This window comes from Psychrobacter proteolyticus (genome assembly GCF_038155145.1).
GTDB lineage: Bacteria > Pseudomonadota > Gammaproteobacteria > Pseudomonadales > Moraxellaceae > Psychrobacter > Psychrobacter proteolyticus_B.
This window is the reverse complement of sequence record NZ_JBAKAY010000011.1, coordinates 1-20,984: the sequence shown is the minus strand read 5'-3', so window position 1 is coordinate 20,984 and position 20,984 is coordinate 1. Positions and strand designations below refer to the sequence as shown.

Sequence of the window (20,984 nt, the reverse complement as noted above, 5' to 3'; positions counted from 1 at the left end):
TAAGTTTTATGCATCTTCGAGACTGTCTTGTTGTTTGGGCTGTTCTATTGATAAAAATGACGTATATTTTTGCTTATGAAAACAAAGGTAATAAGCGTTTTTTGCTTAAAATATAGTAAGCAACCATGCCGATAAGAATGCCCCAAAAAACAGAGCTTAGTCCTAGAAAACTCATACCAGATGCTGTTGCTAAAAAAGTGATAAGCGCTGCGTCTCTTTGAGAGTCATCTTTCATTGCTATAGTAACGTTGGTAGAAATAGCACCGATAAGTGCAAGACCGGCTAATGCTGCGACTAGCTCTTTGGGCAGCAAGCTAAATACCATCACGATACTACCGGCAAGTAGTCCCCCCAACAGATAAAAAATACCGTTTGCCACACCTGCTATGTAGCGTTTCTCTTTTGATTCATGAGCATCCTTGCCAGTACAAAGTGCTGCGGTGATTGCTGCTAGGACAATTGTAATACCCCCTACACAGGTGACTGCTAACGAAGCGAGGCTTGTAATACTGACGATAGGCTTAGCTGGTGTGTCGTAACCATTAAGATTAAGAATCGCCATGCCGGGTAAAAACTGTCCAGTTAAGCTGACAAGAATGAGTGGAATCGCAAGGTTGAATACGGCATTCCACGTCCACTCAGGCCATATCACAGTCGGTATGGTAATGGCTAAATCTATATCGACAGGGTTCATCTTACCCAATAGAACACTTAAAATGACACCGCATAGCAGTACCCAAATCATGGTATAGCGCGGTGAGAAACGTCTGGCTACTAAGTAACAGCCAAGCATGCTAAACACGATAAATGGCATCGTATTAGTTGCTACAAATAACTCTAAACCAAATTGAAACAGGATGCCTGCCATCATACCGGCAGCGATACCATTAGGAATCCATCTTAAAATTTTGTCAAAAGATCCAGTTGCGCCTACTAAAAAAATCACAATCGCTGATACGATATAAGCGGCTATCGCTTCATTAATACTCATATTCGGAAAGACGGTTACCAGTAGTGCGGTACCAGGCGCTGACCAAGCGGTAATGATAGGGGTTTTATACTTAATGGATAAATAGATACCTGAGACAGCGGCACCTATAGATACTCCCCAGATCCACGATGCCATCATCGTTTCAGACACCTGCGCTGCTTGTGCTGCCTGAAAAAAGATAATTAAGGGGCCAGCATAAGAGATCAGTACGGCCAAAAAACCTGCCACGGTGGCAGAGAGTGACCAGTCGTCTTTCAATGTGTGTATTACGTTTGCCATATTGCTTCCTTGCAAATCAGCAGCGATTAGATAGTTCTCTGTTCAACGCTATGCTATTTAATAATCTGACGAGAGAGATTAGCCTGCGTCACCACCGCCTACAGGGATAGTGCTTCCAGTGATATAGGAAGATTCATCAGAAGCCAAAAATGCGATGGCATTGACTTGTTCATCTATTGTGCCGTAACGCTTTATAAATGTGCGGTCGATGGTTTGATCAACAACTGCGTTCATCCAGCCTTTCTCCTCATCAGTTAAAGGCTTTGTATTACGTGGAATCTTTCTGGGTGGGGCTTCAGTACCACCTGTTGCCACTGCATTAACGCGAATTCCATCACTTGCATATTCAAAAGCAAGTGATGCAGTCATGGCGTTTATACCGCCTTTTGCAGTTGAGTAGGGTATACGGTTGATACCACGTGTCGCGATGGAGGAAACATTAACGATAGTGCCAGATTGTTGTTTAATCATCGCTGGCAATACTGCATGACAACACCATAATGTTGGAAATAGTGAGCGACTGATTTCTTTTTCAATCTCTATCTCAGAGAAACTGACGAATGGTTTCATCCATATTGCACCGCCTACATTATTGACCAATATGTCAATACGACCGTAGGTATCAAGTGCTTTATCGATAACATCCTGTGCCCCTTGATAAGTCTCAAGATCAGATTGGATGGTAGTCGCATGCCCGCCATTTGCAGTGATTTCTGCTAACACGTCTTCTACCAAAGGTGAGAAGTCTGCCATGACTATCTTGCCACCCTCATTTGCTAAGCGTAATGCGACCCCGCGACCGATACCTTGTGCGGCCCCCGTTACGACACATACTTTATTATCAAAGCGCTTACTCATTGCTGTCTCCTAGAGAAAAGTATTCTATCGCTGTATTGTTTGAGCTATATTACTGCTCACTAGGTGTGAACTTTTCATAATAAAAATTGCTAGGTTTGAGGCTACTTGTATCTAACCAATGGCTAACGGCATCGACCATCGCCAGAGGACCACACAGATAGACATCAACATCGCCGTTATTTAGCCAATCAGCTTCAACATGGCTGGTCACATAGCCTTTGCGCTCATGGTCACTTTCTTCGCTTGCTACACAGGTATAATAGTCAAACCAATCGTGGTTTTTCTTCACTTCTTCCAGTTTTTCAATCTCTATCAAATCAGCATCATTAGTAACACCATAGACCATTTTGATAGGATGATGAGCGCCCGATATTTCTAAGCTTTTTAGCATCGATAAAAAGGGTGCGATACCTGTACCACCAGCTAAAAATACAGTAGGACGTACGATAGGACGTAAATAGAAACTACCGAATGGTCCTTCAAAGTCAATATCTTGACCTAGCTTGGCAACATCAGATAAAAAGGTACTCATCTTGCCATTTGGAATATTACGGACGACAAATTCAGCCTGATTGGTACTAGGCATTGAGCTAAAAGAGTAGGAACGTGTCTCATCAGAGTCAGGGATAGTAATATTGACATACTGCCCAGGTAAAAATACTAAGGCATCTGGGTTATTAACCTCAACGCCGAAGTGAATGGTAGATTCTGACAATACATTTAGCTGCTGTAGCTTACCTTTGAACACAGATTTGCTGACTTTGCAGGCTTCTGATGAGGTTGGCACTTTAATGACGCAGTCGCTCTCAGGGATCATTTGACAGGTCAAGACGTAGCCATCATTAGCTTCGGTTTCAGTCAGTGCTTCTTCAATATACATATCGGGATGCATGTCATAGCTGCCCGACTCACAATGACAACGGCAGGTACCGCAGGCGCCATCAAGACAGTCCACAGGGATATTATATTTTTGGCGATAAGCAGCTTCGGCAACGGTTTCATCATCTTCACATTTGATAAATCCCGTGACACCATCTTCAAACTGTAGAGCTATGTTGTATTCCATGAGAAACATCCTTTTTCAATATATGGCTACTGACTAACATCACTATATTTTTGGTTGGCTTGTTGATACTTTATAAATTACCAACAAGCTATTTTTAAATTTAATTATTTGTACTAGCTGGCAAGCATAAATAAAATCATGCGAATTCTAGACGTGATATACATCCATAATTTGGTGTACGTAATCATCTTTTAATACGATGTATTTGTCCAAAATCTTTGGGCTAGCTTGATTCATATCTATTTTGTATTTAGAGAATCCCCAATAAGTGTTGGTCTCATGATAACGATAAGACTTATTGATCCAGTTAAATCGGACGCTAACAATGCCATCATTATCTTCAAGTAATTCGATATTAGATAAGTTATGTGTGGTACGGGTATCAGGAATGGTTGCAGAAGAACGCTCAGTCTCGATACGGAAAATACGATCTTCAAGTCCACGACGATCAGGGTAATAAATAAGAGATATTTCACGTTGCGGATTGCTTATTAGTTCGCCATCATCATCCCAACTAGGCATCCAAAATGGACAGTCTTCGTCATAACAGGCTAACCATTCTTCCCAGTTTTTTTCATCAAGTAACCGTGCTTCACGGTACAAAAACTGTCTAACATCTTCGATATTAATCGTTGTATTTTTCATTGACGGTATCCTCGTGTATCTATTAGTCTCGTAACATCCATGACTAGCAAGTAATGGGGCTTAATATTGGCCTAAGTACGTAGGATTTTTAGCCTGCACCATGTAATTGCTGTTCTTTTCCTAAGGCTTTTTTCATCTCTTCATGCCAGTAACGATGTTGTACGGTATATAATCCTTCATCTTCAGTCTTAGCTCCGCTTAACAAAGGCTTCAAGTCAATGGCTTTTGCACCTTCGTCAGCACCCTCTATCCAGTGTTCGGAACCACGGCACATGTCATTCCATTCGAGCTTAATGCCGTTATAGCCTTGCTGGCATGAGCGGAATTCTTCTAAGTCATCTGGTGTTGCCATACCAGTTACGTTAAAGAAATCTTCGTACTGACGGATACGACGAGTCCGTGCTTCATCGCTTTCGCCTTTCGGTGCGATACACCAGATTGTGACTTCAGTTTTATCAACGGCTATTGGACGCAGCATACGGATTTGCGAGCTAAATTGATCCATAATGTAGACATTTGGATATAAGCATAAGTTACGAGAGCGTCCAATCATCCAGTCGGCCATTGCTTCACCATACTGGGCAACATAATCATCACGATATGCAAAGTTAGGTCGATCCTGCGGGTTTTCCCACTGGGTCCAGAGGAGTAAATGACCGTTCTCAAAAGAATAGAATCCGCCACCTTGACGACCCCATTTACCAGCGTTCATGGCTTTAATATTGTCTTCTTTTGTTGCTTCTTGCTCTTTGCGACGTGCTGTTGTCGCAGCATAGTTCCAATGGACAGCTGAAACATGGTAGCCATCAGCACCATTTTCAGCTTGTAGCTTCCAGTTACCATCAAAGGTATAGGTTGAGGTGCCGCGTAGTACTTCTAGGCCTTCTGGAGATTGGTTGACAATCATGTCAAGAATTTTGGTTGAGCCGCCAAGCCAGTCTTCAATCGGTTCGACATCATCATTAAGACTCGCAAATAAAAAGCCTTTATAGTTGGCAAGTTTGACTTGCTTTAGATCATGAGAAGCGTCTTTATTAAAGGCGTCAGGATAACCTGCGCCGCGTGGATCTTTCACCTTGAGCAGTTTGCCTGAATTATTGAAAGTCCAACCATGGAATGGGCACGTATAAGTTGTCTTATTGCCTTTCTTATGACGACATAATTGAGCGCCTCGATGAGAGCATGCATTGATCATGCAATGCAATTCACCTTCTTTATTACGAGCCACGATGACGGGTTGGCGGCCAATATATGATGTGTAGTAATCATTATTATCAGGAATTTGTGTCTCATGAGCCAGATAGACCCAATTGCTTTCAAAGATATGTTTCATCTCAAGCTCAAAAAGCTCTTCGTTGGTAAAAGCGCTACGATGTAGACGATAAATTCCTTTTTCTTTATTTTCTTCCAAAAAACCATCGATAGAAATATCTGATCCTTCAGGAACTAAGTTAATACGCTCGCTCATGACTGTCTTCCTTGTGAATAATGATGTGAGTCTGCTGCGCTTGACATGACAACAAAGTGTATATCAAGCGCAAATCTATATATTTAATAGCTATTGATCAGTAGCAAATAGCTGTATCGAATAAAGCTGAGATATTCAACTGTTAAGCTTGCGCACGGCGTCGTTCGACTTCACTGCCTTGCACTGGCTTATCGATATCTTTGACTAAGTGAAAATCAAAATCGATACTGGCATATGGCTTATCAAGACCATGCTCTTTTAACTTATCAGCGTCTTCAATCATATTTACTTCGGGAACTAGACCCTCACGACTAGCAAATGCAAAGTCATCCCATAGATATTCATCACCGTCGATATTGATTTGGGTGGTTAATTTACGATAACCGTCTGCACTAGCGAAAAAATGAATGTGTGCTGGACGATGACCATGACGTCCTAGCGCGCCTAAGACCTTTTGAGTCATGCCTTCTGGCGGTACTGCATAACCTAGTGGTACAATGCTACGGAATGCATAGTTGCCGTTTTCATCAGTAATGATGGTGCGTCGTAGATTAAAAGAAGATTGAGACTCATCAAAGAAAGAATAGTTACCTAAGCTGTTGGCATGCCAGACCTCAACCTTGGCGTTTGGTAAAGGCTTGCCATCTTCGCCATAAACGCATCCTTGCATGAATAGAACGGTACCATTCTCAATATCAGTGCCGTCATCTAAACGTGCAAAACTTTTTTCTTCTGGAGCTCCAGCAACATAAAGTGGGCCTTCGATCGTACGTACAGTGCCACCATCAAGACCAGCTGCTTTGAGATCTTCTTCAATCATCAAATCCATAAAATGATCAAAACCAAGACCAGGGGAGAGTAATCCTGCTTCTTTACCCAAATCACCAATGAACTCAACCCCAGACCAGTATTCATCTGCCGTGATTTTCAAATCATTGATGGTCTGCATGAGGTCGGTTACGATACGTAAGACAATAGCTTGTATACGTGGGTTAACTTGTTCAGGAAAGTCAATTTTACCTTTGATGAACTGAGTGGCTAATGCTTCAATTTGGCTGCGTTCCATGTCTCTCTCCTTGTTGAGGACTATTTAAAAGGTAGTTATATCGAGTACTCTTACTCAAATTTTATTCATTCACTGCTTATTTTTGGCAACAGGTGCCCGTTGGTCTGGTATAGACCAATAATTATTAAAAAATGGGTTAAGGCGCTATTATTTGATTAGCATCAAAGGTAATAATGAAATCTAGTAATAGCGTTATAAGGCACTAACTATCATCATCGCGAATAGAAGAAGGATGACGAAGTAGAGGGGTGACCTCGACTTTCATATAAGGGTAAAGTGGTAGCGACATCATAATGTCGTGTAGTTCTTCATTACTTTCGACATCGAAAATACTAAAGTTAGAATACTCTCCTGCTAAGCGCCAAATATGACGCCACTTACCTTGTTCCTGCAGTTTGTGTGATAGCGCTTTTTCAGCTTGCTTAAGTTCATTAACTTGATCAGCATTCATATCTGTCGGTAACAACACATCCATTCTGACGTGATATAACATAATTATGTCCTTATATTTTATGGTTAGTCATATGGCTGATATTTGGTCTATATCAGCATTTATTTTACGGAGCTTTTGGCAGAGCACTATCAAGCCCCAGCGTGAGAGTCGCTTACGTAAGTTCCTAACGATATAGGATTTGAGGATGATAAATTTGCTTGTCTGGCATAGTGATATACTTTGTCGCTATCTACCTCGATACCTAGGCCAGCACCGGTTGGAATAATTAAACCAAAATTTTGATAATCAAGCGGTTGAGCTAAAACATCCTCTGTTAGTAGCAACGGGCCAAAAAGCTCCGTGTCAAAGTTCAGACTAGGATAAGTAGAGAACACATGCGCTGATGCAGCAGTACCAATAGGTCCTTCTAGCATCGTCCCGCCATAAAGCTCGATACCTGCTAGATGTGCCATTTGTCCGATAAGGCAGGCGGCTTTTAATCCACCAGCTTGATTGATTTTTACAGCAAAGACATCAGCACAATGATCCGCTGCCAATTGGAACGCATTATGTGGATCTTGCACGACTTCGTCAGCCATAATAGCCACGTCAAAGTGCTCAGTTAAACGCTTCAGCGCTGATTTATTACGCATCGATACTGGTTGCTCGATTAAGTCAACACCGCCATTTTGCAACAGACTAATACCTTTCATAGCTTCAAGCTCTGTCCATGCTTGATTGACATCAACGGTGATGCGGCAATCAGGTAAAGCTTGTTTAATAGCTAACACATGGGCGACATCATCAAGGATAGGGTTGCTGCCTATTTTTAATTTAAAAATCCGATGCTTTCTCTGTTCAATCATCTGATGAGCTTCAGCGATATCGGTATCAGTATTTCCACTAGCAAGCGTCCATGCCACTTCGATACGATCACGGACGCGACCACCGATGAGCTCACTGATAGGTAGATTGAGTCTTTTGCCTTCGATGTCGAGTAGAGCAGTTTCAATCGCGCATTTTGCAAAACGATTGCCGCTGATGTGGGTATTCAATAGCTGCATTGCTTTCGCTGTGCTTGTAGGCTTTTCTTTCATCAAGAGAGGGGTAAAGTAAGTATCGATATTAGTTTTGATACTATGAGGACTTTCTTCAGCATAACTTAAGCCGCCAATCGTCGTTGCTTCGCCCCAACCTTCGTAGCCATCTTCGGTTTGGATATGTACCAGAACCAATACTTGTTCATTCATCACGGTACAAGCCAGTTTATGCGCTCGAATAGTAGGTATTGGCACTAGTAAAGTATTAATTGAACGAATCATATCTATCCTTAGTATAAAATTTTGGCTTCCTTATGCTTAATAAGAACTATAGGTGTTAAATATCGACATGTCTAAGACCTATTTAGTCTTGTTTTAATACTTTTTAGGTATTTTGTTGGAAGGTAGGTGGTATGTTATGTTCTTTAGGTATGGATATTTTGTATATGAATTAGGTGATAGATAAAAGGGAAGAAATTAGAACGACTTAGGATAGAAGCAATAGGAAGTCAATCAAGGAAGAATAATGGAACTCAGGCATTTACGCTATTTTATAGCTGTGGCAGAAGAAAAAAGCTTCAATAAAGCAGCTGCTCGTTTGTACATCTCGCAGCCACCACTTAGCCGGCAGATAAAACAGTTGGAAGAAGAGATTGGCGTTACGCTTATCGATAGGGAGAACCGTCCCTTGAAACTCACTGAGGCTGGCGAGTTTTTTTATGATCATGCTATTCAAATTTTAAAAAAATCAGACGACTTGCGTACTATGACTATTCGTAAGGGAAATTTTGATAATTCACTCTCAATAGGCTTTGTATCATCTATATTGTATGGCATATTGCCGAGAGTAATATCCCGTTTCAGAGAAGTTCATCCGAATATCGAGGTTAAATTGTATGAGCTAAACTCTTGGCAACAAACGCAAGCATTGACAGAAGGTAAGATAGATGTAGGTTTTGGCAGGTTGTTATTTGAAGATGCTTCCATTAGGCGAATGGTGCTTAGAGAGGAAGATTTAGTAGTCGCTGTTCCTATCGAGCACCCATTATCAAAAGAAAAACGCGACAGTTTAAGCTTGATCGATTTAACAAATGAAAACCTCTTACTTTATCCAACAGCACCGAGGCCCAGTTTCATTGATTACGTATTAGAACTATTTGAAAATCGTAATTTGAAGGCGAATTATTTCATGGAAGTACGTGAATTGCATATTGCCCTAGGGTTAGTAGCAGCAGGAGAAGGGTTGACTATCGTACCAAAGACACTTGAGCATTTACGTCATCAAGAGATAACCTATATCCCATTTGAAGAGGGGATATTAACTTCGCCAATCGTGATGAGTGTCAGGCATTTTGATAAGTCTGGATTACTGGAAACGTTATTAGATGTTACTTATCAAATTTATGACGAAGAAGGCTTCATATATAAGCGTGAAAAAATTTGATCAAGTATAAGTTTTAAGGGCTTTACTTATTTAAGGCAAAAGCAATAGGTATACTAACATCGTCAATTTGTCTATAAAAATCGCTAATAATGCTAAAGTAGCAATCAAAAGATTACATTAACTAAGGTTGCTATGTCCAATATAGAGTCCAATACAAAAAAACCAATATTCAAACAGAGTATCTCGCTATCAGAGAAGAGCGAATATATATCTAATGACATAAATACAGCGCAATCTGCTTTCTTGACGCTACCAGTCGTTATACAGACTGCCTTGGATCAAGCTAAACGAGTTGTTCTGATTGCAAATAATCCTGCTGTGACCACGACGCAGCTTGAGATGTTATTGCAGCCCGATGATGTCTTAGTGTTATTTAATCACTTTATTCACGCAGATTTTTTTGCCAGCCATCAGTTAGCTAGTTTGTTACCTAAGCTGCTGTTTTTTCGGCAGATTGGTGACAGTAAGCTGCATTTTGGCCTACCGCCTAGAAGCAATCATATATCAGTGGTGGAGCAAATGGCAGAGACCGCCCCGCTAGGGGTATTGACGAGTAACCAGCCGTATCAGTTTCCAACATTAGCTGATGACCCAAGCCCTAATGATGATCCTATTACTGCTCATCGCATCTTAGATATTCCTTCGAACATGAAAAAACTATGGTTGAGCTCCATTCATCACAGTGTGCTATCAGAGCATCATAAAGTCGTTGCTGACTATCCATGCTTTACCGATATTCATTCGTCAGCGCCCTCGTCAGGTTTTCTATTATATCGGCTGATGTTTGCAGCTCGAGCATACTTGCACCATATTCAAAACACGAAACTACCGTTAGAGATAGTAATGATCGGCTTCAATGACAATGATAAAACTGCTCACTTTTGGCATGGTCATAATTGGGATTTTGAACGTCAGGAAATGAGTCGACCATCTACAGGAGTGACTATTCATCGGTACTAGAATATTGATTAACTAAGCTATGTTTAGCTAGAAATTGCTAGAAGTAGTCAAACATAGGGAGCTTCAGGGCAATGAGCGCGCTTTATCTCATTGTCGCTAGGCTCTCGTTGTATGGCTATCGGTAACGACTGTTCTTCGGTCCAATCAATCAGATCCATATCGGAAAACTGTGACAACCATCCTGCCATGGGCCAACAGTGCCATTTTTGATAGAATCGATTGGCATTGACAATGATACTGTCTAGATGATTGAGGGGTGGCCGGTAGACACTGTGCTGCTGATGATAGGTGATATCGGCAGTAAGGTAAAAATCGATATCTAATCGACGTGCTGTAAAGGAAAAATCCGTATCCTCTGCGCCATAACCTGTATATTGGGTGTCAAAACCACCAATTTTATCAAAAGTCTGTCGATTGATAGCGAAGCATAGGCTCCAAAATGCACCGTAATCATCAGTCTGTTTGATAGCGGTTTGCTCTGTTTCAGTAGGATATGAGTCAGCTGCATCAAAATTATAACGATAAGGATTATAGACAGACAGCTCGTCTAAAACAGAGAAAGGCAGATGGTTAATTTTTAGTTGTGCATTTTCTTCTACTGATAAAGGTCGCGTTAGATAGCGTGGTTGACCCATCAAAAGCGCATTAGGATATTGCAGAAGCTTCTTATACATTTGCTCAATAAACGTAGGCGCTACGATACAATCAACATCCAAAAAAATCAGCATATCGTGAGTTGCCTGCAGTGCCCCAAGATTACGGTTATGTCCGATATCAAACTCTGCAGTGTTAGTATCACCACCATCATTCACAGCTGATTTAACCGTAGTCGGTAACTTCACGATGTTTAATGAGAATTCAGCTAACCGATTGGGATCAGCGTCGTCGTTGACGATAATGACTTCGGCTGGCCTTACACTACTATTTTCTAGACTACTAAGTAGGTTATAGAGATGACGATTACGACCATAGCAAGTCGTAATGACTGTCATCGATACAGTATCAGAAGTCGTGCTAGCGTTACTCGTTGGCTGAATGGTCATCGTTTATCTTTGCCTCGTTATCGTGTTGCCTGTTATTTTTAATAAGTCAATATTTAATAAGTCAGTCTTTAATTGTTGATTCGGGTGTTAAGTTGAGTCGAGGAAGCAACCAGTTTTCAAACCAACGCTTAGTAGTAGGATAATCAGCGGTGCTATGCATAAACGCTTGAGCAGCCGTTGACGTAACTGCGTTAGTTTCCTCGCTGCTATCTTCCTCACTGCTATTTTCTTTAATGCTATCAACCGATGTAGTAGGGTGTTGTTTGCTTCGGCAATGAATGGTTTGGGCAAGAGATTCAGGTTGACCGTTATTGATGCTCATTAAGGTTTTAAACTGCTGCCAATTTAGCGCTTTATTTTGAGCGACTAACGCTTCAGCCATGACGGCTTGTTCATTATGAGGTCTGTCATCAGGCACTACTATGAGCGGCGTATCGTAATGATATGCTTGCGCGACAGCGTTTAGGCCACAGGCCATCATTAGATAATCGCTATGACAAATAAATGGTGTGACGTCATCTACCTCAGCTGAGATATCGACATAACATCGTTTGTCATCGTCTATAGGCCCGAGAGAGACAATCAATGCATTTGGTAGTAGTGAGCGCAACTCCGGTAGTTTTTCGTCAATCGCTTTATGTCCACCATAGCCTTTAATAACGGTGATAATATGTGTTGTAGCTCCGGACTTGTCTGTTAATTGAGTCTTGTTAGATGGTAGGCGGGTAGATTTAGGAACAGAAGTTTCATTATCCACACTCAATTTTGCCAAAATATCTATAAAACTCTCATAAGTGTATGACTCAGCTTTTTGAGAGTAGATAAAGTCAAGATAGAGCGTTTTATCGCAGATCCACTCAGATGTGTGGGCAGACTCTAACGCTTTAGGATAAGGCGCTAGTAAGGCAAGCGCGCCAGCGAAAGCACCCAAATGTGGCGCATCATCGCGAATGCCCGGAAGCCTAACGTAAAGGTAAGGAATACTTGCCGCACGGCAGAGCATGGCCACCTCGACGCTGACATCAATAATCATCAGATCGATCTTACGTCGAAAGATAGTGTCTAATATTTGGTGACTGCGTTTTTGAATGTCACTATTGCCTACGGGCGAGTAGTGTAAGCTGGCTGGTTGCCAATATTCTCCCGCACGACCTGCCAATATGTCATCGGGGCATTCATCTTCTGCATTCAAACGTACGATTTGCTGTTCATCAATAGCGGTAAAACGATAACTATCTATATCTAAACTCGTAAATACCGTTAATTGCGCTCTTGCATCATTAGGTAGCAATGCAGCCAGCTTGTCTGCCTGTCGGCAATGTCCTGAGCCGTGATGATGCGCATAATATCCGATACGCATCATTACGACCCCTCAGAAAAGCTAACAAGATCATTATCAGTTTCAACTGGCGCTTGAATGGCTTGATTAAAAAACTGCAGGGAGTCTTTTGTTAAATCAGACAGCTCATAGCTGTTGATACCGTTAATACTATTGATATAGCTTTCTGAATTGTCTTCTATCAACACCGTTCTATTTTTTAACGCTGCTCGGTACAGTTCCAGATAGCCGTCTACCATGGCTGACACTGAACAAAACTGTAAGGCGCGGTCACGGCAGGCTTGGCGTGATAGGTTTTTAATCGTAGAAAAACCATTGATAAAGGCGGCTTTGTCTTTTTTAGGTACGATGACTCCTGTCTCTGGAGTAATAATTTCGGCACTGGCTCCAGCATCGAAACCAATGACTGGTGTGCCACATGCCAAACTCTCAGCTAAGGTCAATCCGTATGGCTCATCCCAAGTGCTGGTAAATAGCATGGCAGTTGCTTGGCACAAGTAATTATTAATCTCGTCCTTGGTGACATGACCCACATAACTGAATAGTTTGTCATCGCCACTCTTACTGTCTTTAAATAGTAAAGGGGCTACTTTTTGATTAAAGTAGTCTTCGTTGCTTTTAGGTCCTGCTATGATAAGTTTCTTCCCAGCTTCCATACAGTACCGCATGGCTAAATGAGTGCCTTTCTCAGGGCAGATACGCCCATACCAAAAATATACCTCGTTATCGCTACCATCAGTATTGCCAAGCGATTCTGTATTGGCAGTAAAGGATTCGACATCAATGCCGTTATACACCACTTGTGAAGGGACAAATTCAGCAAACAACTGCTGTTGGTGCTTACTAATCGCTGTAAACTGAGTGGTTGTACCAGAGCGTAGCGTCAAAAGTGCCAAACGTAACTGTGGAAAAATAGGCGTATGAAAAGTGGTAAAAAACCTTTCGCCAAACGCTTGGCCTGTCATCATCGGAATGTGATGCAAACTGTGATTATGTACGATATCAATCTCACCGCGCTCATCACGTTCGATAATATCTCGTAAGGCTATCTGATAGGTGAGATATTGGTACATCTCTTCACGGCCCATGGCGACCGTTTCATGCTCATTATCATAGACCATCTTATTAAACTCATGACGAGTCAATAAAGGCACCAATGTTGCTTTTGTCTCGCTATCTTTATGAGCATAAAGCAATACCTCATGACCTTGCGCCACTAGCTCATCACAAATCAATTGGGTAATCATTTCTAGACCACCCGCGTAAGGCTGGGCAATGGGATAAAGTGAATGCGCAATAATGGCAATACGTAGCGGTGAATTCGAAGACCTAATCATGTTTTTGAGACCTTTATATTTATAAGCATCATGGCTATAAGCGTTATGGTTAGTAGAGTGGTGTATAGGGAACCTAGTATAGAAACGATAAAAGACAATAGAATGACCTTGTTTCAAAATTGGCTTATATAAACCGCAAGTTTTTACGAATCACTATCTTTATAAGTACTAGTTTTAGAAGTACTGATTCTTACGAGTCGATGGTTTTTTTATCTTTAAATAAAGACGTTGCATAAGATGTCGTGATAGTCGTCTTTTTTTCATGGGCTACCTTTAAAGTTTGTTTTAGAACCTTACTCATACTCGATATATCTGCTCGAGCATCAGCGAAATTATCTATTGCTACCTTGGCTGCGCTTAGTTTAAGAATACAAACTGCCGCTGCACATATAAACAGTACTGGTGAGTAGAGCGGTGAAAATGGCGCTACAACTAGGACTGTAATGATATTTAGCACCAATAGCAGTTTTGGTAACGCCGCTATATTCTTAATAAATAATGACTGACGATTTTGGATATAGTTTTGTTTTGGCGTACAGACAAAAGGTTTCTCTCGTCCCCACAGCACCGGAAGCCATGACAAGGCACCAATTTCCCAAAAGTTCAAATGCATCAACCATGCTCGTACTTTTCTGCCAAAACGTGGCTGATGGTCGTCATCTATTTGTTGATTGAGAGGCGATTGATCACGGCAATATGCCCACAAACGTCTAAAGATAAAAAACGCATAAACCGCATAAACCACATATAAAGGTGCAAGCATCGACATGTCAGCGTTATTTACCAAAAGCATGTCAACCATCACCAGTAATGAGCAGATGTGCAAAAGGATAAAGAACCCTGTAAAATTGACCCAAGCACTCAATTGAGACAGATGAGCGCGTATATATGCTAGACGTTCACTCATACTTTTGGATTGCGATACATACTGAACTGGAGAGTGGTACGGGACTGACAGGTAATCCGTGAGTACTTGCATATTGCCGTAGATCCAGCGTCGGCGTTGACATATTAGGTCATCTAGCGTGTTAGGCAGTAAACCCGTGGCAATAACTTCTGGTACAAACTGACTGCGAAAACCTTGTCGATGCATAAGCACGCCCATCTGAGCATCTTCAGTGATAGAAGCGCCTGACCAGCCTCCTATGCTCAAAAGATCCGAGCGTCGAATGACTGCATAAGTACCCGTTGATAAGGCGCGATTGCGATTAAAAGAGCGGTACAGATGATGGTTAAAATAGTGATTCAACTCGCTACGCGCATCGAGCTGTCCTTCATTACGATAAAACTGCGGAAACTGCAGTAGGGTATGCTCAGGATACTGGGCAATAGCCTGTGTAATAGAGGCTCTAGCATGTGGTAATGCTTGGTAATCACTATCGACAACCACAATGTGACTACAGTCTGGACTCATTAACCCAAGTGCCAAGTTTAAAGCGCCCGCTTTGAATCCTTCGACACGATCAATGTGATAAAAATGGACGTTCAATTTAGCGTCTAAGCTTTGGCAAAATGCTGCCAACGGCTCATATAACGATGTCTCTTTATTATTATTATCGATAATCAATATCTCATCGTGTGCTTCTTTTACTGCTAATAACGACTTTATCGTAGCAATAACCAACTCTGGAGGCTCAGCTCGCGTCATTAATTGAAAACTGAGTGCTGCGCTAGTCAAAGCTTCTTGTGTGTTAGCAGTCATGTCTGGTCCTTAAGCAGGTACAACAAGTGAAATTTATATAAAAAGAATAGCTTATAGACAATGTAAGTACTTGTATCTTCAATCTTTTATTGAATACCAATGCATACTAATACAAAATTAAGTAATGATTTAGCCGATAATTGTTTATGATAAATTAACTGTGTAAGTTGTACGTAATGTGACATAAAAACTTAGTATTTTAATCGCGTAAAAATAGGGCGTTTTTTGATTGAGAAGGGGATAGGTAGCTGTACTTTACTTCTGAGTTAGGGTAGTTAGTAAAAAGATAAAACGAGGAAAAAAGATGAGGATAAGAAAGTAGGAAGGTCTGCATCATTATGTTGAAGCACGACTGTAGTAGGATAGAAAAGCACGACTGAAATCTTAGTTAGCTTTACAGGTTAAAAACGTTAATAAGTTTGAGATTAGATTATTTATATTGACGTTTAACTTAATGCTTAGCTAGCCCTGACTAAATCAAGCCAGTGCTAAATGAGTGACACACCAGTTCCAGACAGCGTCGACAGTTGGTGTTGATGACGAACTCTTTTTGCGAACAAGATAATAATCTGGATCGACTGTTAGCGTTGACTCGCTTATCTGTACCAATCTTCCTGCATTCAAATCCGCTTGTACAAACGCCTGACAAGCAATCGCAACGCCTTGACCCGCTAGCGCTGCATCTAAAGCCAATGCGGTCTGGTTAAATACAGCACCGGCTAGCTTACCTGTAGTACCAAAAAATCGTGGCCAATGATGATGTGAGTCATGGAGCAATGGCATCTCTTGTAGCGCTTCAAGTGATATAGGCAGTTCTCTATTGGCCATTAAGTGAGGGCTAGCCACGGCTACGAGCGTTTGTTTGAACAGCAGCTGAGTAACAAATACCGCAGGGAATGGTGGGCGCGTCAGGCGTACCGCGATATCTACCTGATCACGGTCAAAGTCTGCAACGGACTCGGTCGCTACAGTACGCAACTCGACATCAGGGACCGCAGCAGTCAATGCCGATAAGCGCGGCAATAATAGCTTAGTGGCAAAAGTCGGCGTCACGCTAATAGTGACAGTTTTAGGTTCTCTGAGTAGCTGAGCTGTTGCTTTATCCAAAATCTTAAAAGCGCGAGTAACTTCTGCAAAGTAAACAGAACCTTGGCTGGTGAGCGCCACGCCTCTTGGTAGTCTTTGAAACAAAGCAAAGCCGATATGCTCCTCTAGCATTCTTACCTGCTGAGCGACCGCGCCCTGTGTCACAAACAGCTCATCCGCCGCTGCCCGAAAATTAAGATGACGCCCTGCAGCCTCAAATGCACGTAAGGCATTGAGCGGTGGCAATGTACGATGACTGTTTGTCACTTTATTTTCCTAGACTGTAGATTTTCTACAGTCTAGCATCTTTTATTATGATGTTAGGAATCTGATTTTATTGGTTATGATAAATGAAACGATAACTAATGGAGAAAGACATATGGATAATATTACAACGACAAAAAAAGTGGCGCTTATCACAGCAGGCGGGTCAGGCATGGGTGCTGCCGCTGCTCGTAAACTTGCAGCTGATGGTTATCATGTCGCTATTTTATCTTCCTCTGGTAAAGGTGAGGCTTTAGCAAAAGAGCTTGGCGGCATTGGTGTTACTGGATCCAACCTTATTAATGAAGATGTACAACGTTTGGTTGATTCGGCGATGCAACAGTGGGGACGTATTGATGCGCTTGTAAACTCTGCTGGTCACGGCCCGCGCGCAACTATTTTAGACATCACTGATGAGGATTGGCATAAAGGGCTAGAGGTTTACTTTCTTAGTGCGGTACGTGCAATTCGTTTGGTCACGCCAATCATGGTGGCACAGGGTAGCGGTGCTATCGTCAATATATCTACTTCTTGGGTAACGCAGCCGACTGCGCTTTTTCCTACGTCAACGGCTTTTCGTGCCAGCCTTGGCGCTTTTACCAAGATTTTCTCAGATGATTATGCAGCAAAAGGTGTGCGTATTAATAATGTCTTACCTGGCTGGATTGATAGCTTGCCTGAAGTCGATGAGCGACGCGAGAGTGTACCGATGGGGCGTTATGGCACTTCTGAAGAAATCGCCTCAACGATTGCCTTTTTATTATCCGAAGCTGCTGGATACATCACTGGGCAGAATATACGGGTTGATGGTGGCGTCATTCGCTCTGTGTAACGAGTTAGTCAGTACAAGCCTATTGATACAAGATAGTTAATACCAGACTGTTAATACAAGCAATAAAACACTGTCGACGCTAGCTGTTTGAAAAAAGCAGCTCATCTATTTGTTAAGGCCAATGTTATGTTTCGAGCATATGCTGCACTGGTGCTTCTCGGGGTCATCTGGGGGTCGAATTTTATTTTTATGAAATGGGCGACGGCTCTAATCAGCCCCTCACAAACCGTATTTTTACGCCTGCTATTTGGGTTCTTGCCATTGGTTGCAGTTGCTTGGCACAGCAAAGTAATTACTCGGGCGCAGTTACAGCATTTGCCACACTTTATAGTGATGTCGGTGCTTGCAACTTCATTTTATTATTATGGATTTGTCGCAGGTACGGCGCTATTGCCCAGTAGCATTGCAGGTCTATTAAGTGGCTCAATCCCTATATTTACCTTTTTAGGCGCGGCGCTGTTCTTACCTGAAGAGCGTCCGACCAAGCAAATGGCGATTGGACTTGCGCTAGGATTTGCTGGTATCGCATTAAGTGCGCGACCATGGCAAGGCGCTACTGGTGTCTCACTCGTTGGCGTTTTATGGATGTTGGCAGGATCTTTGAGTGTGGGTGCATCTTTTGTGTATGCGCGGCGCTATCTGTCTCCTCTGAGATTGCCACCACTAGCGTTAGCCACTTGGCAAGTGGGGTTAGCCGTCATAACGCTTTCCGTACTCATTGATTTTGATGGTATAACCCAGCTGACGACAGATACTAGGGCAATGTGGGGAACGATACTTGGTCTGGGTGCTTTGGGTACTGGCGCTGCTTTTTTGATTTATTATTTTATTATTGAGACGTTAGGTTCAGTGCGGGCTGCTGGTGCTACTTATATTGCTCCAGTCGTTGCTGTAATCATTGGCGCGTTAATTGGCGAGGACATCACCAGCTTAGAAATTATAGCGTTGGTACTGATTTTAAGTGGGGTCCTACTGATACAAACGGGTAGACAGACTTCAGGGTAGCGGGAAAGAGGGTAGACTGTTAAGAATACAATACGCATATTTATGACAAGCTAGTCGATGATTTCATTCAAGCCTGCAACTGCTACTGAATTTTTCGATACGCTTACAGCCCTAGCTCCATGACCAGAAACATGCCGACCATCAAACAACATTCGATGGTCGTCAGCATGATGAACTCAACGATCTAATTACCTTACATTTTCTATATTCGGATCAGCCTATGTCTAGGCAGTAGCAGTAAAATGTTGGCTTAATTCCTGAATATGCTCAGGGCCAATACCGCAGCAGCCACCGATTAATGAAGCGCCTTGTGCTTGCCACTTTTGTGCCCAAAGCAGATAGGCAGGCGGGGTTAAATCATCACGCACTTCATTAAGCGTATCATTTGCGGCGGCATTTTTTGGTTGCGGCGGGAAGGCATTGGCATAAGCGCCAAGTTTGATATGCTGCGCTTGTTTTACTTGCAGTACAGTTTGCGCGACATCTAATGCTTGTTCGATGACATCAGGTTGGCAGCAGTTAAAGAGTATCGCCTCGACATCGAGAGCAGCCATCGTTGCTACGGCTTCCTCGACGGTTTCTCCTGAACGCAGACGTGGTACATCGATATCCATACTGTCTTCTAAAGTAAAAGCTACCCATAGCGGTTTATTGTCTGTATCTAGCGTATTAAGTAGCTCACGAACAGCGATAGATTCGGCGATTAGACTCTGAGTCTCAGCGAGCCAAAAATCGACATACGGATTTAGACCTTTGATCAGTGGGGTAGCGATATCTTCTACGTGGTCAGCATCAAACAAGTCTGCACGGTAGGAGCCAAACAGTGGCGGGATAGAGCCAGCTACTTTGGTTGCTGCGCCTTCCAGCGTCACTGCTGCACGTGCCATTTCACCTGACGCTGCTGCCAAATCTTGTGCTTGCGCCGCAAAACGTTCCTCGCCGATATGAAAGGGTACTAGCGCGTAACTGTTGGTCGTAATGACTGCCGCGCCGCTCTTAATATAAGCACGGTGTACATCACAAACGATCTCTGGCGCTTCTATCATTGCCAGTGCTGACCATTCAGGTTGACGAAACGGTGCACCGCGTTTCGCCAGTTCTCGTCCCATGCCACCATCAATAATTGTGGTTGTATTTGTTGGCATAACGAATCCTTCTTTATTGTGAGTAGACAAACCTGTAGAGGTGTTATTGTTAAAAATAGAATTATTTAAAGAAGCGAAATACTAGGCGTAATAAACGTCAGATGCAACCACAGGTTGAATAATGTTAACAATTAATCGTGTGGTTGCTTGTCTGTTTAGAGGGGTTATATCTTTATCACTAAGGCTGGGTTCTTTTCTTTTCAATGACTTGAATCAGTTTGCTCTGCACTGACGATGCATCAGCAGGTGGTCTAGTAACGGCTGTATTTTTTATAAGCAAGGTATATTCATAATCCGGCTCATAATCAAAACCCTCTATACCACTATATCGATACTGCCAATCTACTTGACTATCGACTTGGTCAGCTGGCTTTGTTAAAAGGCAGGATTGTGGCGCAACGCCTACGCAGTCTACTTGATGGTCAGCGACAATGATCTTGCGTAATACATATGGCATGGCATGTACAGTTAGCTGATGCTCACCATCTGGCTTTGATTGCTCGTCTGTTACTTCTATGTCACCTTCGACTTCTATATAGTCACCCATCGCCAATTTTTGCATTTGATAAGCATTCTGCTGACCAAAATTAGCTTTGCTAATAGACGCGGTATAGGACTTTCCATCTTGGGCTACGATAGTGACTTTTTGCTGATTTCTATCTTGCGAAGTAATACCTGTTACTTGACCGATTATCGCTTCAGCGCTGCTTGGTTTTAGGGTGCTTAGGAATGAGTTACTGTCTTCAATCTGGCTAATACTCGTTTTAGCATTCGAGTTGGCTTGGTTGTGACTGCTACACGCAGTTAGAGAGGATGTGGCAATGAGTGCCAAAGTGCAAAATTTAATAAACGACATGACATATCCTTATTATGGTTGATTTATATATTTATTTTTAATGCTCGATGAAACTGCCTAGAGCGATTTTTGTTACTGTTACTGTTACTGTTACTGTTACTGTTACTGTTACTGTTACTGTTACT

The 20,984-nt window shown here is 42.3% G+C and carries 19 protein-coding genes; 4 read left to right on the top strand and 15 right to left on the bottom strand.

Annotated elements, in window-relative coordinates; genetic code table 11:
- Positions 1–73: 73 nt before the first annotated feature.
- From benE to V6252_RS12460, 8 genes are all read right to left on the bottom strand, one after another.
- Positions 74–1,270, bottom strand: a complete 1,197-nt coding sequence (gene benE, locus V6252_RS12495; protein WP_341610656.1) for a benzoate/H(+) symporter BenE — start codon at positions 1,268–1,270, stop codon at positions 74–76.
- A 78-nt stretch (positions 1,271–1,348) separates the two neighbouring features.
- Positions 1,349–2,128, bottom strand: coding sequence for a 1,6-dihydroxycyclohexa-2,4-diene-1-carboxylate dehydrogenase (locus V6252_RS12490; RefSeq protein WP_341610655.1), 780 nt, complete (start codon positions 2,126–2,128; stop codon positions 1,349–1,351).
- 49 nt (positions 2,129–2,177) lie between these two features.
- Positions 2,178–3,203 carry a benzoate 1,2-dioxygenase electron transfer component BenC gene (benC, locus tag V6252_RS12485; RefSeq protein ID WP_341610654.1) on the bottom strand — a complete coding sequence of 342 codons (1,026 nt, stop codon included), beginning with the start codon at positions 3,201–3,203 and terminating at the stop codon, positions 2,178–2,180.
- A 138-nt stretch (positions 3,204–3,341) separates the two neighbouring features.
- Entirely contained in the window at positions 3,342–3,839 is a 498-nt protein-coding gene (gene benB / locus V6252_RS12480; RefSeq protein WP_341610653.1) for a benzoate 1,2-dioxygenase small subunit, read from the bottom strand.
- Between the two features lie 88 nt (positions 3,840–3,927).
- Positions 3,928–5,307 (bottom strand): benzoate 1,2-dioxygenase large subunit, encoded by a 1,380-nt coding sequence (benA, locus tag V6252_RS12475; RefSeq protein ID WP_341610652.1) that lies wholly within the window; start codon positions 5,305–5,307, stop codon positions 3,928–3,930.
- A gap of 142 nt (positions 5,308–5,449) precedes the next feature.
- Complete coding sequence (gene catA / locus V6252_RS12470) at positions 5,450–6,373, bottom strand: catechol 1,2-dioxygenase (RefSeq protein ID WP_341610651.1); 924 nt, start codon at positions 6,371–6,373, stop codon at positions 5,450–5,452.
- A 202-nt stretch (positions 6,374–6,575) separates the two neighbouring features.
- Complete coding sequence (catC, locus tag V6252_RS12465; protein ID WP_179799432.1) at positions 6,576–6,866, bottom strand: muconolactone Delta-isomerase; 291 nt, start codon at positions 6,864–6,866, stop codon at positions 6,576–6,578.
- An 89-nt stretch (positions 6,867–6,955) separates the two neighbouring features.
- Positions 6,956–8,128, bottom strand: a complete 1,173-nt coding sequence (locus V6252_RS12460) for a muconate/chloromuconate family cycloisomerase (protein ID WP_341610650.1) — start codon at positions 8,126–8,128, stop codon at positions 6,956–6,958.
- Positions 8,129–8,372: 244 nt separating this feature from the next.
- Between V6252_RS12460 and V6252_RS12455 the strand changes: the two genes are divergently transcribed.
- The gene (locus V6252_RS12455) at positions 8,373–9,290 is read left to right on the top strand and encodes a LysR family transcriptional regulator (protein WP_341610649.1); all 918 of its coding nucleotides are present in this window, start codon (positions 8,373–8,375) and stop codon (positions 9,288–9,290) included.
- A 132-nt stretch (positions 9,291–9,422) separates the two neighbouring features.
- Entirely contained in the window at positions 9,423–10,250 is an 828-nt protein-coding gene (locus V6252_RS12450) for a hypothetical protein (RefSeq protein ID WP_341610648.1), read from the top strand.
- A 47-nt stretch (positions 10,251–10,297) separates the two neighbouring features.
- Here V6252_RS12450 and V6252_RS12445 read toward each other — a convergent pair whose 3' ends face one another.
- From V6252_RS12445 to V6252_RS12425, 5 genes are all read right to left on the bottom strand, one after another.
- Positions 10,298–11,293 carry a glycosyltransferase family 2 protein gene (locus V6252_RS12445; protein ID WP_341610647.1) on the bottom strand — a complete coding sequence of 332 codons (996 nt, stop codon included), beginning with the start codon at positions 11,291–11,293 and terminating at the stop codon, positions 10,298–10,300.
- Positions 11,294–11,354: 61 nt separating this feature from the next.
- On the bottom strand, positions 11,355–12,656 hold the full coding sequence (locus V6252_RS12440; RefSeq protein WP_341610646.1) for a hypothetical protein: 1,302 nt from the start codon (positions 12,654–12,656) through the stop codon (positions 11,355–11,357).
- On the bottom strand, positions 12,656–13,969 hold the full coding sequence (locus V6252_RS12435) for a glycosyltransferase (RefSeq protein WP_341610645.1): 1,314 nt from the start codon (positions 13,967–13,969) through the stop codon (positions 12,656–12,658). Before V6252_RS12435 ends, V6252_RS12440 begins: the two co-directional genes overlap by 1 nt.
- 190 nt (positions 13,970–14,159) lie before the next feature.
- The gene (locus V6252_RS12430) at positions 14,160–15,671 is read right to left on the bottom strand and encodes a glycosyltransferase family 2 protein (RefSeq protein WP_341610644.1); all 1,512 of its coding nucleotides are present in this window, start codon (positions 15,669–15,671) and stop codon (positions 14,160–14,162) included.
- Between the two features lie 477 nt (positions 15,672–16,148).
- Entirely contained in the window at positions 16,149–17,024 is an 876-nt protein-coding gene (locus V6252_RS12425; RefSeq protein ID WP_290177218.1) for a LysR substrate-binding domain-containing protein, read from the bottom strand.
- Positions 17,025–17,136: 112 nt separating this feature from the next.
- Between V6252_RS12425 and V6252_RS12420 the strand changes: the two genes are divergently transcribed.
- A complete protein-coding gene (locus V6252_RS12420) occupies positions 17,137–17,853 on the top strand; it encodes an SDR family oxidoreductase (RefSeq protein WP_290177219.1) in 717 nt (238 codons plus the stop codon).
- A 126-nt stretch (positions 17,854–17,979) separates the two neighbouring features.
- Entirely contained in the window at positions 17,980–18,858 is an 879-nt protein-coding gene (locus tag V6252_RS12415) for a DMT family transporter (RefSeq protein WP_341610643.1), read from the top strand.
- A 224-nt stretch (positions 18,859–19,082) separates the two neighbouring features.
- Here V6252_RS12415 and V6252_RS12410 read toward each other — a convergent pair whose 3' ends face one another.
- On the bottom strand, positions 19,083–20,003 hold the full coding sequence (locus tag V6252_RS12410; protein WP_341610642.1) for a homocysteine S-methyltransferase family protein: 921 nt from the start codon (positions 20,001–20,003) through the stop codon (positions 19,083–19,085).
- Positions 20,004–20,181: 178 nt separating this feature from the next.
- Positions 20,182–20,859: a DUF4377 domain-containing protein gene (locus tag V6252_RS12405; RefSeq protein ID WP_341610641.1), complete on the bottom strand. Its 678-nt coding sequence runs from the start codon at positions 20,857–20,859 to the stop codon at positions 20,182–20,184.
- Positions 20,860–20,984: the final 125 nt, after the last annotated feature.